This window comes from Micromonospora musae (genome assembly GCF_003626545.1).
GTDB classification, from domain to species: domain Bacteria; phylum Actinomycetota; class Actinomycetes; order Mycobacteriales; family Micromonosporaceae; genus Micromonospora; species Micromonospora musae.
The window spans coordinates 447,901-460,434 of record NZ_RAZS01000006.1 but is presented as its reverse complement, the minus strand read 5'-3'; the positions used below and the strand labels follow the sequence as shown (position 1 = coordinate 460,434).

Genomic DNA, 12,534 nt, shown 5'->3' with positions numbered 1-12,534 from the left:
CTGACGTCACTCCTCTTCGAGCCGGCTGGGCAGGGCCTTCTGGTCCTGCCCTTCGCGTACGAGCAGCCGGCTCGACCCGGGCACCGGCCCCGGGCACGGTCGGCGGAAGGAAGCCCACCGTGACGACCCCGGAGACCGATCGGGTCAGCGATCAGCGGATCGACCGTGTCGTGCCGTTGACCACCCCCGCCCTGCTGCACCACGAGCTGCCCCTGGACGACACGCTCGCCTCGGCCGTACTGACCGGCCGGCGCGCGGTGGGCCGGGTGCTCGACCGCGCCGACGACCGCCTGCTGGTGGTGGTCGGCCCGTGCTCGGTGCACGACCCGGTCGCCGCGTTGGAGTACGCCCGGCGGCTGCGCGAGGCGGCGGACCGGTTCGCCGACGACCTGCTGATCGTGATGCGCGTCTACTTCGAGAAGCCCCGCTCGACGGTGGGTTGGAAGGGGCTGATCAACGACCCGCGGTTGGACGGCTCGGGCGACGTGAACACGGGCCTTCGGCTGGCCCGCGCGCTCCTGCTGGACGTGCTCCGGGTCGGCCTGCCGGTCGGCTGCGAGTTCCTCGACCCGATCACCCCGCAGTACATCGCCGACGCGGTGGGTTGGGGGGCCATCGGGGCCCGCACCGTGGAGAGTCAGGTGCACCGCCAGCTCGCCTCCGGGCTCTCCATGCCGATCGGCATGAAGAACCGCCCGGACGGCAGCATCGGCACCGCCGTGGACGCGATCCGGGCGGCCGGCGTGCCGCACGTCTTCCCCGGCATCGACTTCTCCGGCACCCCGGCGATCATGCACACGCGGGGCAACGCCGACGGCCACCTGGTGCTGCGTGGCGGCGGCGGCCGGCCGAACTACGACGCGGAGTCGGTGGCCGGTGCGCTGGACCTGCTGCGGGCGGCCGACCTGCCCGAGCGGGTGGTGATCGACGCCAGCCACGCCAACAGCGGCAAGGACCACCGCAACCAGCCGCTCGTGGCGGCGGACGTGGCCGCCCAGCTCTCCGCCGGGCAGCGCGGAATCGTCGGCATCATGCTGGAGTCCTTCCTCCAGCCCGGCCGGCAGGACCTGGACCCGACCCGGGAGCTGGAGTACGGCAAGTCGATCACCGATGCGTGCATCGGCTGGGACACCACCGCCGACGTCCTCGACCAGCTCGCCTCCGCCGTCCGCGCCCGCCGCGCGTCGCTGCCCACCCGCGCCTGACGTCCTGCGTGATCAAGAGCTCGGCGTCACGAGGGCGCGCGGATCCGACGCGAATCTCTTGATCAACGGGACCGGTGCGGGGTCGGCGCGGAACGGGCGGAGGGGTGTGGTGTAGGGCACAGGGGGGCGCGGAAGAGTCGCGGGGGTGGCGTGGTTGTGTGGGGTGTCGGTGTGTCCAGTGTCCCCGGGCCTCACCCAATTGCCTTCGCGGAATACCGTCCGGCTGGAGCCGCGTCGAGCCACTCGCCGAGAGGCGACCTGCACACCGACGCCCAGCGGCGCCCCGGCCATCCGGCCGGGGCGCCGCTGTTTCCGCCTCCGGGCTCTCGCTCGGGCGCGTGACGTTTGACCGTTTCCGGCACGGGTAGCTGATCGCCGTGACCGACGACGTACCCGTGACCGAGAAGCCGGACACCCGACGCCTCGACGACCTGCTCGAAGACCTGTACCGCGGCCAGGAGCGGGTCAGCCAGGCGGACATCTACCGGCGCGCCGTCGCCGCCGAGCTGCCCTCCGAATGGCTCACCCGGATCTGCGCGCTGCCCGAGGGGGAGTACTCGGTCGACGAGGCGGCCGACCTGCTGGGCGGCACGGTCACCTGAGACCGCCCCCGCTCCCCGGGGGGAGAGGAGAACGAGATGTCCCACGAGCAGCACCACGACCGGGTCCCGGCGCTGGGTCAGCCCCCGGCGGGCGTGGACAGCCTGCCCGAGCCGGACTTCGCCGACGAGCACGATCGGACGGCGGTGGACCGCGAGGTGGTCACCGGCGAGGACAAGGGTGAACGGGAACCGGAGGCGTCCCGTGGTTGGGCGGGCGAGGACGGCGGCACGACACCGACGTGACGAGGACGTTCACCTGACGGGGGCCGGCGCTTCGCGCCGGCCCCCGTCGTCGGTCGAGGTCTACTCCTCGTGCCGCCCGCCGCCCTCGGCGGCCTGCTGCGCGACCGCGTACCCCATCTGCAGGAAGTCGGACGCGGCCACCGCGGTCAGCGCCGTGGCCACCAGGCGGGTGAGCCGCGGCATGAGCACCAGGCCACCGGTCAGTCCGGTGGCGACCCAGACCGCGAGGCAGAACGGGCAGCTGAGCAGCTCGCCGATGGCGTGCCGGGTGGAGCTGCCCGAGTCGCGTACCTGTTCCATCACCTCGCCGCTGCCGATGGGCCGGTCGTAGCGGGTGAACGGGGCGCGCAGCGGGCTGGTGACCGCGTCCTTCGACAGCAACCGGCTCAGTTTGTGCGTGGCGATGCTCAGCAGCACCACGTCGGCCGGCGCGGGACGTTCGGGCACCGGCCGACCGGTCGCCCGGACCAGACCCGCGACGGCCCCGGTCACCCCGGCGTACGCGCCCATCGCCGCCAGGTAGCCGCCGAGTGGGCGGTGCTCGTGCGGCGCGTACGCCTGGCGCAGCCGCGTCGCCTTCTTCCTCAAGCCGTAGGGGGTCACCCGGCCTCCTCGATCTCGCCTGCTGCGCTCCGCCGACCGGATCGCCGACGGTTCCGGCCCTGGCGGCCGGCGGGGTGCTCCGCGGGCGTCAGCCCGCCTGAAGGTTGTCGGCCACCTCGCGGGCCAGGCTGTCCAGCGCCTCGGCGGCCAGCCGGTCGGCGTCCTGTCCGCCGGACCCGCCGGAGAGGTCGAACCGGATCCGCGCGCCGCCGGCGTTCTCCGGGTCCACCCGGATCTCCGCCGTCAGTTCGGTCGGTGAGGCGATCCGCCACCGGGCGCGGAGTTCCTCGCCGCGGATCTCGGGGGTCGGTGCGCCGTCGGCGCGCAGGAACGGGGGCAACCACGCTGCTGCCCGGTCCGGGTCGGTCGCGGTGTTGAAGACGACTTCGGGCGGCGCGGACATGCCGCGCTCGGCGTGCGCCATCACTCGTCCCGCAGCCGGCTCGGGTCGATCTCCCGGCTCGGGTACCGCGCCAGGTACTCGGTCTCCAGCTCGGCGGTCCGGCGCAGGTGGTGGGCGAGCGCCGAATCGGCCGCGTGCCGCAGCGTGTCGAGCCGGGTCCGGTGCAGGCTGTGGATCTCGCGGATCAGGTCCTCGTCGGGCAGTTCCGCGGGGTCGACACCCAGCTCACCGTCGAGGTCGGGGCCGAGCGTGGTGGGGTCGGCGAGGTGGTCGCCGCTCCACTCGATGACCCGCTCCTCCGGGCTGGCTCCACCGCCCGGCGGGTAGCCTTCCTGTCTCATCTGGCCCCCTGGTCTCGTCTGGGCTGGCGTCTAAACGGTTGCCCACGCCGGGTGGCACCAAACGTCCCGGACCCATGACAACTACGACACCTCGTCGGAGAGCGCCGGACGGGCCGGTACCCTCGATGCCATGAAGCGGCTCTGGACCCCGGTGTGGATCGCACGCCACACGGCCATGGTCGTCCTGGTCGTCGCGTTCCTCGCGCTGGGCTGGTGGCAGATCAGCCGGGCCGCCGGGGGCAACACCCTCAGCTGGGCGTACGCCTTCGAGTGGCCGATCTTCGCGGGGTTCGTGGTCTTCGTGTGGTGGCGTGAGGCGCGACACACCGTGCGCGGTGACGAGCCGGAGCAGCGTGTCGAGCCGGTCGCCGAGGTCGAGCCGGTCGTCGGCGAGAGCGGTTCGACGACGCGACCGGTGGTACGCCGGCCGGTCCGGGTGACCCGCGTCCCGGCGGTCGTGAACGGCGTGGAGGACGACGCCGACCTGGCCGCGTACAACCGCTACCTGTCATGGTTGAACGCCAACCCGGGCGCTCGGCCCGGTGACTATCCCGGCTGAGCCGGGTTCGGAAGGACGGACAGAGGTGGGCGGAGCCCTTACCCGGTACCGCGCGATCGCCTGGATCGTGGGCGTGGTGCTGATCGTGCTGGTCGTGATCGGTATGCCGCTGAAGTACCTGTTCGACAGCCCGGTCGTGGTGGAGACAGTCGGCCCGGCGCACGGTTTCCTCTACATGATCTACCTGGTGGCCACCTTCGACCTGTCCCGCCGCGCGAACTGGCCGATGAAGCGGATGCTCGGCGTGATGCTGGCCGGCACGGTGCCGTTCGTCTCCTTCTACGCCGAGCGCCGGGCGACCGCCTGGCTGCACCGCCCGGCCGAGCGCACCCCGGAGCCGATCGCCGGCTGAGCGACCGGTGCCCCGGTCAACGGCTCGGCCGCCACGGATCGGCCGAGGCGAGCGGCTCGTTCCACCCGCCGTACCGGTTCATCTCCCGGGCCCGCAGCAGGGCCCGGGTGACCTGGCCGAACTGCCGCTCGTCGTCGGCGCTGAACAGCAGCACCTCCTCGCCCTGGTACACGCCCCACAGCTCGTACGCCGGGGGCCGCCAGCGGTCACCGACGGTCGCCAGCAGCGCCGGCACCAGCAGCACGGCGCCGAAGATGAGGTACGCGCCCGCGGTGAGCCGTTGCAGCCCGCCGGTGAAGCCGAGCAGCAGGCCGACTCCACCGATCATCGCCCCGCTGGTCGCCACCGCCCGTACGGCGATCCGGTCGTGCGGGCCGCGGGTGCTGCGCAGGTGGGTGAGGTGGGCGACCCGGTAGGTGTTGCGGCCGACGGTGAACCTGTCGATCGTCACGACGATGCCGGGGCGGGCGTAGAGCAGGGTCTTCCGGGCGCCGGTCACCCTCGGTGATCCCGGTGCTCGTGTGGTCGCGCCTTCAGGATTCACGGCTTCCTCCCGCGGCGTCCGTCGGGTCGGCCCGTCCCGGCCTCACACCTTCAATGCCGCTTGACGGGAATCCCGGCTACGGCTTCATTGTGTTGCCGTCCTGCCAGCTCAGATCGGGTTTTGCCGGGCCTCGTCGGCAGGCCGGAGCGGTACATGGTCAGGAATGGGAATCCATTTCCGTCTTTATCGGTTATGGGTCGTCGCATTCCGGCGGCATACGTCCAGAACGACGAAGTTCATTGTCTGGGCAAAAGCCGCATCCCTGGCGCGCCCCAGGCGCGACCGCCTCGTTAATGATCACAGTGGGTCACCTGCCGCAGGTGGCACTTGCTACCACTTTGCCAACAGACGTCCCGACTTCCACTGCGGATCACTCCCGTCCCGGGTTAGGTTGAGCGAGCCGGCCCGGCCCAGTGCCCACCATCCGGAGGGCCCCGGTCCGGTGCCACCGGGGGCGTCAGCACCCGCCGGTGGCCGTGGGAGAGGAGCCTTCCGCTCTTGTCATCCCTGAGAAAACTGCTGCGCACACTGGCAGTCGTCGGCCTGTCGGCCGCGCTGGTCGCACCGGCCACGGCGGCCCGGGCAGAGCCCTCCCCCGCCGACCTCAACCGCCAGATCGAGCGCTCCTCGACGGAACTGGAACGGGTCGTCGAGTCGTACAACAAGCTCCGTGAGGACATCAAGACCAACAAGGCCGCGGTGGACCGATTACAGGCCCGCATCGGCCCGCTGGAACGGCAGACCGAGCAGGGCCGGGCCGACGTCGCGCAGATCGCCGCGACCGCGTACAAGACCGGCGCCCTGCAGACCGCGGACGCGCTGCTGCGCCCCGGCGGCTCGGCGGCGATGCTCGACCGGCTCGGCACGATCGAGCACCTGACCCGGCAACGCCAGGCGCGGATCTCCGGCTTCACCGAGAGCCAGCGCCAACTGGTCGACGAGAAGACCCGCCTGAACAAGGTGCTCCAACGGCAGGACGCCCAGGCACGCGCGTTGGCCGGCACCAAGTCCCGCATCGAGCGGGACCTCGACCGCCTCTACGACCTGCGCCGCACGGCGTACGGACGGGCGACCGAGGCGCCGGCGGCGAAGCCCGCCGCCGACCACCAGGCGCCCGCCGTCTCCGGTCAGGCCGGCGCCGCCGTGCGGTACGCGTACGGCGCCATCGGGAAGCCGTACGTCTGGGGCGGCTCCGGCCCCAACGGCTACGACTGCTCGGGGCTGACCTCGGCGGCCTGGCGGGCGGCCGGGAAGTCGCTACCGCACAACGCCCGGATGCAGTGGGGTGCGGTATCCCACGTCGGCCGCGGCGAGCTGCGCCCGGGTGACCTGGTGTTCTACCGCGGGCTCGGGCACGTCGCCCTCTACGTCGGCGACGGCCAGGTGATCGACGCGCCGAGCGCCGGTCGCAACGTGCTCAAGCGGGGCATGAACATGATGCCCATCCAGGGGTACGGCCGGGTGCGCTGATCCCACCTGACGGCGAACGGCCGGCGTCCCCCTATCGGACGCCGGCCGTTCGCCGTCTTCGTCGGTGTCTCAGGCCGCCTGGAGCCCCTCCGCCCGGGCCAGCTCACGGAGCCGGCCGAGGGCCTGGATCTCCAGCTGCCGGATCCGCTCACGGGAGAGCGAGAACCGCGAGGCGACCTCGGTGAGCGAGTGCTCGCGGCCGTCCTCCAGCCCGTAGCGGGCCCGCATGATGCCGGCCGAACGGTCATCGAGGTGGTTGAGCAGACCCTCGATCCGCTGCCGCTCCAGCCCGGTCAGGACGATGTCCTCCGGCGACGGGGCGTCGCTGTCGGCCACCAGGTCACCGAGGTTGGTGTCCCCGTCGTCGCCGACCGGCGTGTCCAGCGACACGGTGTCCTGCGACCAGCGCACCAGCTCGTTGACCCGCTCGACGGTCACGCCGAGGGCCGCCGCGATCTGCTCCGGCTCCGGGTCGCTGCCCAGCTCACGGGTGAGCTGCCGGGCCACGTTGCGCATCCGGTTGACGTCCTCCACCAGGTGCACCGGCAGTCGGACGGTGCGCTCCTGCTGGGCGATGGCCCGGCTGATCGCCTGGCGGATCCACCAGGTGGCGTAGGTGGAGAACTTGTAGCCCCGCTCGTAGTCGAACTTCTCGACCGCCCGGACCAGACCGGTGTTGCCCTCCTGGATCAGATCCAGCATGGGCATCCCCGACCGGACGTACCGGCGGGCGATCGACACGACCAGTCGGAGGTTCGCGCGGATGAAGAGGTCCTTCGCCCGCTCCCCCTCGACGACCAGCCGCTCCAGGTCCTCACGGGCGACGCCGTCGGGGACGCGGTCCTCGTCGAGCAGGTGCTCGGCGTAGAGGCCGGCCTCGATCGCCTTGGAGAGATCGACCTCCTTGGCGGCGTCCAGCAGTGGCGTCCGGGAGATCTCGTGCAGGTAGACGCCGACCAGGTCACGCTCCTCGGCGACCTCGTCGGTTCGCATGCCGATGTTCTTGTCCACGTTGCCCACGGTCCCCTCGCTCGCGCCGGTTGCCCGGTTCCTTGCCATCCCCACGTCCATCAGCCCTCCCCCGCGTACCGCTGTGCCCGTCGGTGGTGACACCTACACAACAGTTGAGACGTGTCGGGGATTCCATGTCGTGAGTCGAAACTGTCACGAATGCCTGAGTAGTAGCTGAAAGCGCGATCCATGTTTGCTGTCAGCACCCCGCCGGGTGGCTCGCCTTGGGCACCACGTACGGGCCGGTGGCACGACCGCTCACCGTCGCCCCTGATATGGCAGCACTGCGGATAGGAGGGGGACAGCGACCCGGGTCACCACCAGGGGTGCGATCCTGGTCACTGCCGAATACGCACCGGTGGACGGGGCGGTTCATCCACGTACTTGGTATTACCCCGCGCCTCGGTGAACAATCCGTGGCCGGGTTCTATGCCCACTCGCCGGACGGGCCCGCGACCAGTTCGAACAAACACCCCCGGGGCGCCCTCCGGCCCGGATCATCCCCGGCGCGATCCTTGCTCCGGGTGAGGTGACGGCTACCGTTCGACGTCGGGTCAGGAGGCGAGCAGGGCGAGCGCTCCGCGTACCTGGTCGTCGGCGCGGGTCAGGGCGGCCCGGGCGGCCGGCACCCCGGCACCGGAGACGAGCGAGACGAGAGCGGTCTTCAGGTCACCGTCGGCCTCGTTGAGGGCCCGTCGGGAGACCTCCTCGGAGCAGCCGGTGGCCTCGATCAGGATCGAGATCATCCGGCCCCGGAGCTTGGCGTTGGTGGCCACCATGTCGATCATGAGGTTTGAGTAGACCCGGCCGAGCCGGACCATGACGGCGGTGGAGAACGCGTTCAGCACCAGCTTCTGCGCGGTGCCCGCCTTCATCCGGGTCGATCCGGTCACCACCTCCGGTCCGGTATCCACCCCGATGAAGACGTCCACCGACCGAGCGGCCTCCGCCTCCGGATTGGCGCAGAGCAGCACCGTCGAGGCGCCCTTGGCGCGGGACGCGGCGAGCGCCCCCAGGACGTACGGGGTGCGGCCGCTGGCGGCCAGACCGACCACCAGGTCACCGGCGCGTACGCAGTCGGCCGCTTCGGCCGCTCCGCCCCGGTCGTCGTCCTCGGCGTTCTCCACGGCCCGCCACACGGCCTGCGGCCCACCGGCGAGGTGGGCGCAGACCCAGTCCCGGGGCGAGTTGAAGGTGGGGGCCAGTTCGGCGGCGTCCAACACGCCGAGGCGGCCCGAGGTGCCGGCACCGAAGTAGTGCACCCGGTGCCCGCCGCGCAGCGCCGTCACGGCCAGGTCGACCGCGGCGGCGATCTCGTCGAGCACCTCGGCGACGGCGGCCGGCACCAGCCGATCCGCCTCGTTGATGACCGCCAGCACGTCCCGGGTGGACATCAGGTCCAGATCGGCGCTGAGCGGATTGCGGCGTTCGGTGGGAGCGCCCACCCGCACGACCGGGCGGGCGTCCGGGGCGGGCGTCGACACCTCATCCGGCTCCACGGCGCCCGTGGTCACGCCCGCCTCCGTCCGCCGCCCACCCGGTGGGACTGGACGGCCTCGGCGGTCGCCTCCAGGGCCTTCTTGGCGCGCGCCCGGTTGCGGGCGGCCACCCCGACGAAGAGGCAGTCGACCACGGTGAGCTGGGCCAGCCGGCTCGCCATCGCCCCGGACCGGTACGTGGTCTCCCGAGCCGCCGTGGTGAGCACGTAGTCGGCGACCTCGGTGATCGGCGAACGCGGGAAGTTCGTCAGCGCGACCGTGGCGGCGCCCCGGGCGCGGGCCTGCTCCAGCACCTCGATGACGTCGGAGGTGGTGCCGGTGTGCGAGATGCCGAGGGCCACGTCGCCCCGGCCCAGCAACGCGGCCGAGGTCAGCGCGGTGTGCACGTCGGGGAAGTAGAAGGCGGTGCGGCCGATCCGGTGCAGCTTCTGCTGGAAGTCGGAGGCCACGAAGCCGCTGGCGCCGGCGCCGTAGACGTCGATCCGGCCGGCGCCCGCGATCGCGTCGACCACCCGCTCGCAGACGGCCGGGTCGAGCTGCTCGGCGGTCTCCTCGACGGCACGCGCGTCGTTGAAGGCGATCGTCGCGATGATCTGGGCCAGGTCGGCGCCGGGTGGGATGTCACCGCCGACCACCCGGGCGTCGGGCGGCTCGATCCGGCGGGCGGCCTCGGCGGCGAGCCGGATGCGCAGCTGCGGGTAGCCGTCCATGCCGACGGAGCGGCAGAACCGGATGACTGTCGCCTCGGAGGTCTCGGCTGCGGTGGCGAGGTCCGTGATGGTCCGGCGCGCGGCGTCCGCGGGGTCGGCCACGACCAGTCGGGCAACCCGCTGTTCGGCCGGCGACAGCGACGGGAGCAAGCCACTGATGTGGACGATCAGCCCACCGGGCTCGTGACTCGCAGAAATCTTCGGACTCTTCGCCACGGATGAAACTTACTTTCATGAGGCGTGAGCGTCAACCATGACTCCCGCGTGTTGAGGGACGGACCACCGACCGCGGCCCACCATCCGGGACAGCGTGCCACCCTCGCCGCGACGACGCGTCAGCCGCCGGGCCGGGACCGCCGTCCCGCGACGGTCGCCGCTGACACGGGCATCCGATCCACTCCAACCGTACGGCGTCACACGGCATCCGGTTCGGCAGTCCGGGATCGGACGAGTCGGCGGCGTCGGCCCGCGCACCCGCGCGACGGGCGATTCCCGGCGGCGCTAGCGTGTGCCCCATGGCAGGACAGAGTGTGCTCGTCACCGGCGGATCAGGCGGCCTGGGCCGGGCGGTCACCACCGCCTTCGCCGAGGCGGGCTGGCGGGTGGTCGTACCGGTGCGGGGCGGTCGAACCACCGCGGAACCGGCGGCCGACGGCGTGCACCGGCTGGTCGCGGACGTCAGCGATCCCGACGACGTGGCCCGGGCGGTACGGGCGGCCGCCGACGACCCGGATGCGCCGCTGCGCGCGGTGGTCAACCTGGTCGGCGGGTACGCCAGCGGCGGGCTGGTGCACGAGACGCCGGTCGAGGAGTTCGAGCGGATGCTCACCGCCAACCTGCGCCCCACCCACCTGGTCACCCGCGAGGCCCTGCCGCACCTGGTGGCCGCCGGCGGCGGCTCCGTGGTCTGCGTCTCCGCCCGCGCCGCGCTCAGCCCGTTCTCCGGCGCGGCCGGCTACGCCACCGCCAAGGCGGCGGTCCTCGCCTTCGCGAACGCGGTGGCGGTGGAGTACCGGCGTTTCGGGGTGCGGTGCAACACGGTGCTGCCGAGCGTCATCGACACGCCCGCCAACCGGGCCGCCCAGCCGGACGCCGACCACTCGCGCTGGGTCGCCCCGGCCGAGATCGCCACGGTGATCCGGTTCCTCGCCTCCGACGAGTCCGCGCCGACGAGCGGCGCGGCGGTGCCGGTCTACGGCCGCGCCTGAGCCGGTGTCGGGGCACGGGCGGGGCCGTGGCGGTTCGCCGCCGCGTCCCACCGGTTGGTCACGCCGACTTCAGTGACTCCGGCTGGTTCTCCCGCTCGCCGGTGGTGAGCGGGAGACCGGCTGCGGCCTCGTCGGCGCCGAACCAGTCCGCGAGGTGGTGGCGGATCTGCTTCGACACCTCGTCGGCCGGCCGGCCGGCGTCCACCAGGATGAAGGTCGGGTACTCCGGCAGCGCCCGGTAGGCGGTGTCCGCGGCGGTGAGCCAGCCCAACGTCTCGTGGTCGGTGCCGCGCCGCTCGATCCGCCGGTACGCCTCGGCCGGATCGAGCGAGAGCAGGAAGGTCACCTGCGGCTGCGGGAAGACCCGGTAGCCGGCCCGGGCCAGCCGCTCCCACCGGTGCCCGCCGTGCGCCCGGATGCTCGCGTACTGGCAGGCGGAGTAGCGGTCCATCACCGCCGTCCGGCCGGTGACCAGGCAGCTGATCAGGGCGAGGGCGATGGCGAGCCAGCGCAGCACGGACTCCACGGCGAGCAGTCCGTCCCGCCCGACCAGCCGCTGCGCGTCCGGGCGGCCCAGCCGCTGGGCGATCCGGCCCAGCCAGCGACGACCGCCGGCGTTGCGGTGGTAGGTGGCGGGACGCCCGGCCGCGACGAGCGCGTCGGCGAGTTGGTGCGCCTGGGTGGTCTTGCCCGAGCCGTCGATGCCGATCAGGGCGACGCTGCGCAACCGGCGTCGGCGCCGGCGCGCCCGCAGTGATCTGACCACCTTGCACAGGCTATCGGACCCGCGCTCTCGACTGCGGCGTTATCTACCGGTTGCTCCCGTTTCACGCCCGACCGCCACCGGGGCAGGTGTGGGTGACCCGAATGCCGGGTACCGAAGTCGGAATCAACCGCCTGTTACGACCGACGGGAGAAGCCAGATGGCCGAGCGCGGGGACGAGAGTCTTCTGCACACCCTCAAGAAGGTCGCCGCCGTGCTCAAGCAGTCCGAGATTCCCTTCGCCCTCGGCGGCAGCTTCGCCGTGTACGCGCACGGTGGTCACTCCAGCGACCACGACGTCGACTTCCTGATCCGCGAGGTCGACGTCGACTCGGCGATGACGGCGCTCGTGGAGGCGGGCTTCACCGCCGAGTACCCGCCGGAGGACTGGCTGGTGAAGGTCTACGACGACGAGCGGATGGTGGACCTGATCCACCGGCCGATCGAGACGCCGGTGACCGAGGAGACGTTCGCGGACACCGTGGTACGGCCCGTCGACGCGATCCACATGCCGGTGCTCTCCGCCACCCAACTCATGGTGCACAAGCTGCTCAGCTTCTCGCAGCACTACTGCGACTTCGCCCGCGGCCTGCCGCTGGCCCGCTCGCTGCGGGAGCAGATCGACTGGGATCGGGTACGGAAGGAGACGCAGCACTCGCCGTACGCCGAGGCGTTCCTGGTGCTGCTGGACCGGCTGGAGGTGGTGCCGTACGTCGGCACCCCGGCAGAGAAGGGGAGATCGTGACCCAACACCGTGACACCGGCATCGGGCCACCGGACGAGTACCTGGAGGCGGAGATCCACCGGCTGCTGGCCGAGGACCCGTCCGTCGCCGAGCAGGGCATCACCGTCGTGCGCCGGGAGACCGGCCTCGTGCTCTACGGCGAGGTGGAGAGCTCCCACCGGCGCGAGGAGATCCTCCGCCGCGTCGCGGAACGGTTCCCGGATCTGCCGGTCACCAGCGAGATCGGGGTGATCCGAACCGAGGCGCCGACGCAGATCGAGCAACTGCCCTGAGGAG

At 72.1% G+C, this 12,534-nt stretch carries 17 protein-coding genes; 9 read left to right on the top strand and 8 right to left on the bottom strand.

Annotation, left to right across the window (positions count from 1 at the left end; genetic code table 11):
• The first annotated feature begins 119 nt into the window (after positions 1 to 119).
• The 3 genes from D7147_RS19480 to D7147_RS19470 all read left to right on the top strand — a co-directional run bounded on the left by D7147_RS19480 (position 120) and on the right by D7147_RS19470 (position 2,050).
• Complete coding sequence (locus D7147_RS19480) at positions 120 to 1,205, top strand: 3-deoxy-7-phosphoheptulonate synthase (protein ID WP_120679641.1); 1,086 nt, start codon at positions 120 to 122, stop codon at positions 1,203 to 1,205.
• Between the two features lie 368 nt (positions 1,206 to 1,573).
• Positions 1,574 to 1,807, top strand: coding sequence for a hypothetical protein (locus tag D7147_RS19475; protein WP_407663369.1), 234 nt, complete (start codon positions 1,574 to 1,576; stop codon positions 1,805 to 1,807).
• Between the two features lie 36 nt (positions 1,808 to 1,843).
• Positions 1,844 to 2,050, top strand: a complete 207-nt coding sequence (locus tag D7147_RS19470) for a hypothetical protein (protein WP_120679638.1) — start codon at positions 1,844 to 1,846, stop codon at positions 2,048 to 2,050.
• Between the two features lie 60 nt (positions 2,051 to 2,110).
• On the opposite strand, the gene D7147_RS19465 is transcribed toward D7147_RS19470, so the two are convergent.
• The 3 genes from D7147_RS19465 to D7147_RS19455 all read right to left on the bottom strand — a co-directional run bounded on the left by D7147_RS19465 (position 2,111) and on the right by D7147_RS19455 (position 3,397).
• Positions 2,111 to 2,653 (bottom strand): DUF1360 domain-containing protein, encoded by a 543-nt coding sequence (locus tag D7147_RS19465; RefSeq protein WP_120679636.1) that lies wholly within the window; start codon positions 2,651 to 2,653, stop codon positions 2,111 to 2,113.
• 88 nt (positions 2,654 to 2,741) lie between these two features.
• Positions 2,742 to 3,077, bottom strand: a complete 336-nt coding sequence (locus D7147_RS19460) for an SRPBCC family protein (RefSeq protein ID WP_120679634.1) — start codon at positions 3,075 to 3,077, stop codon at positions 2,742 to 2,744.
• Positions 3,077 to 3,397 (bottom strand): DUF6158 family protein, encoded by a 321-nt coding sequence (locus D7147_RS19455; RefSeq protein WP_120679632.1) that lies wholly within the window; start codon positions 3,395 to 3,397, stop codon positions 3,077 to 3,079. Before D7147_RS19455 ends, D7147_RS19460 begins: the two co-directional genes overlap by 1 nt.
• 130 nt (positions 3,398 to 3,527) lie before the next feature.
• Between D7147_RS19455 and D7147_RS19450 the strand changes: the two genes are divergently transcribed.
• Together D7147_RS19450 and D7147_RS19445 are read left to right on the top strand one after the other, a co-directional pair.
• A complete protein-coding gene (locus D7147_RS19450; RefSeq protein WP_120679630.1) occupies positions 3,528 to 3,956 on the top strand; it encodes a hypothetical protein in 429 nt (142 codons plus the stop codon).
• 25 nt (positions 3,957 to 3,981) lie between these two features.
• The gene (locus tag D7147_RS19445) at positions 3,982 to 4,308 is read left to right on the top strand and encodes a DUF3817 domain-containing protein (RefSeq protein ID WP_120679628.1); all 327 of its coding nucleotides are present in this window, start codon (positions 3,982 to 3,984) and stop codon (positions 4,306 to 4,308) included.
• A 16-nt stretch (positions 4,309 to 4,324) separates the two neighbouring features.
• On the opposite strand, the gene D7147_RS19440 is transcribed toward D7147_RS19445, so the two are convergent.
• Positions 4,325 to 4,807 carry a DUF6232 family protein gene (locus D7147_RS19440; RefSeq protein ID WP_120679626.1) on the bottom strand — a complete coding sequence of 161 codons (483 nt, stop codon included), beginning with the start codon at positions 4,805 to 4,807 and terminating at the stop codon, positions 4,325 to 4,327.
• 543 nt (positions 4,808 to 5,350) lie between these two features.
• Here D7147_RS19440 and D7147_RS19435 point away from each other — a divergent pair.
• Entirely contained in the window at positions 5,351 to 6,322 is a 972-nt protein-coding gene (locus D7147_RS19435) for a C40 family peptidase (RefSeq protein WP_120679625.1), read from the top strand.
• A gap of 69 nt (positions 6,323 to 6,391) precedes the next feature.
• Here the strand turns inward: D7147_RS19435 and D7147_RS19430 are convergent, their stop codons facing one another.
• The 3 genes from D7147_RS19430 to D7147_RS19420 all read right to left on the bottom strand — a co-directional run bounded on the left by D7147_RS19430 (position 6,392) and on the right by D7147_RS19420 (position 9,758).
• A complete protein-coding gene (locus D7147_RS19430) occupies positions 6,392 to 7,381 on the bottom strand; it encodes a sigma-70 family RNA polymerase sigma factor (protein WP_199716810.1) in 990 nt (329 codons plus the stop codon).
• Positions 7,382 to 7,887: 506 nt separating this feature from the next.
• Positions 7,888 to 8,847: an N-acetylmuramic acid 6-phosphate etherase gene (murQ, locus tag D7147_RS19425; protein ID WP_187398835.1), complete on the bottom strand. Its 960-nt coding sequence runs from the start codon at positions 8,845 to 8,847 to the stop codon at positions 7,888 to 7,890.
• Positions 8,844 to 9,758 carry a MurR/RpiR family transcriptional regulator gene (locus D7147_RS19420; protein ID WP_120679621.1) on the bottom strand — a complete coding sequence of 305 codons (915 nt, stop codon included), beginning with the start codon at positions 9,756 to 9,758 and terminating at the stop codon, positions 8,844 to 8,846. Before D7147_RS19420 ends, murQ begins: the two co-directional genes overlap by 4 nt.
• A gap of 299 nt (positions 9,759 to 10,057) precedes the next feature.
• On the opposite strand from D7147_RS19420, the gene D7147_RS19415 reads away from it, so the two are divergent.
• Entirely contained in the window at positions 10,058 to 10,750 is a 693-nt protein-coding gene (locus tag D7147_RS19415) for an SDR family NAD(P)-dependent oxidoreductase (protein WP_120679619.1), read from the top strand.
• Positions 10,751 to 10,808: 58 nt separating this feature from the next.
• Here the strand turns inward: D7147_RS19415 and D7147_RS19410 are convergent, their stop codons facing one another.
• Complete coding sequence (locus D7147_RS19410; protein ID WP_120679617.1) at positions 10,809 to 11,516, bottom strand: dTMP kinase; 708 nt, start codon at positions 11,514 to 11,516, stop codon at positions 10,809 to 10,811.
• A gap of 157 nt (positions 11,517 to 11,673) precedes the next feature.
• Here D7147_RS19410 and D7147_RS19405 point away from each other — a divergent pair, with 157 nt between their 5' ends.
• Positions 11,674 to 12,258 (top strand): nucleotidyltransferase, encoded by a 585-nt coding sequence (locus tag D7147_RS19405; protein WP_120679615.1) that lies wholly within the window; start codon positions 11,674 to 11,676, stop codon positions 12,256 to 12,258.
• On the top strand, positions 12,255 to 12,530 hold the full coding sequence (locus tag D7147_RS19400; RefSeq protein ID WP_120679613.1) for a hypothetical protein: 276 nt from the start codon (positions 12,255 to 12,257) through the stop codon (positions 12,528 to 12,530). Before D7147_RS19405 ends, D7147_RS19400 begins: the two co-directional genes overlap by 4 nt.
• Positions 12,531 to 12,534 lie beyond the last annotated feature (4 nt).

Bases quoted from the DNA above. Each gene is read 5' to 3' on its own strand.
- D7147_RS19450 (WP_120679630.1), top strand. From the start codon at position 3,528: ATGAAGCGGCTCTGGACCCCGGTGTGGATCGCACGCCACACGGCCATG.
- D7147_RS19470 (WP_120679638.1), top strand. From the start codon at position 1,844: ATGTCCCACGAGCAGCACCACGACCGGGTCCCGGCGCTGGGTCAGCCC.
- D7147_RS19455 (WP_120679632.1), bottom strand. From the start codon at position 3,397: ATGAGACAGGAAGGCTACCCGCCGGGCGGTGGAGCCAGCCCGGAGGAG.
- D7147_RS19405 (WP_120679615.1), top strand. From the start codon at position 11,674: ATGGCCGAGCGCGGGGACGAGAGTCTTCTGCACACCCTCAAGAAGGTC.
- D7147_RS19430 (WP_199716810.1), bottom strand. From the start codon at position 7,381: ATGGCAAGGAACCGGGCAACCGGCGCGAGCGAGGGGACCGTGGGCAAC.
- D7147_RS19415 (WP_120679619.1), top strand. From the start codon at position 10,058: ATGGCAGGACAGAGTGTGCTCGTCACCGGCGGATCAGGCGGCCTGGGC.
- D7147_RS19460 (WP_120679634.1), bottom strand. From the start codon at position 3,077: ATGGCGCACGCCGAGCGCGGCATGTCCGCGCCGCCCGAAGTCGTCTTC.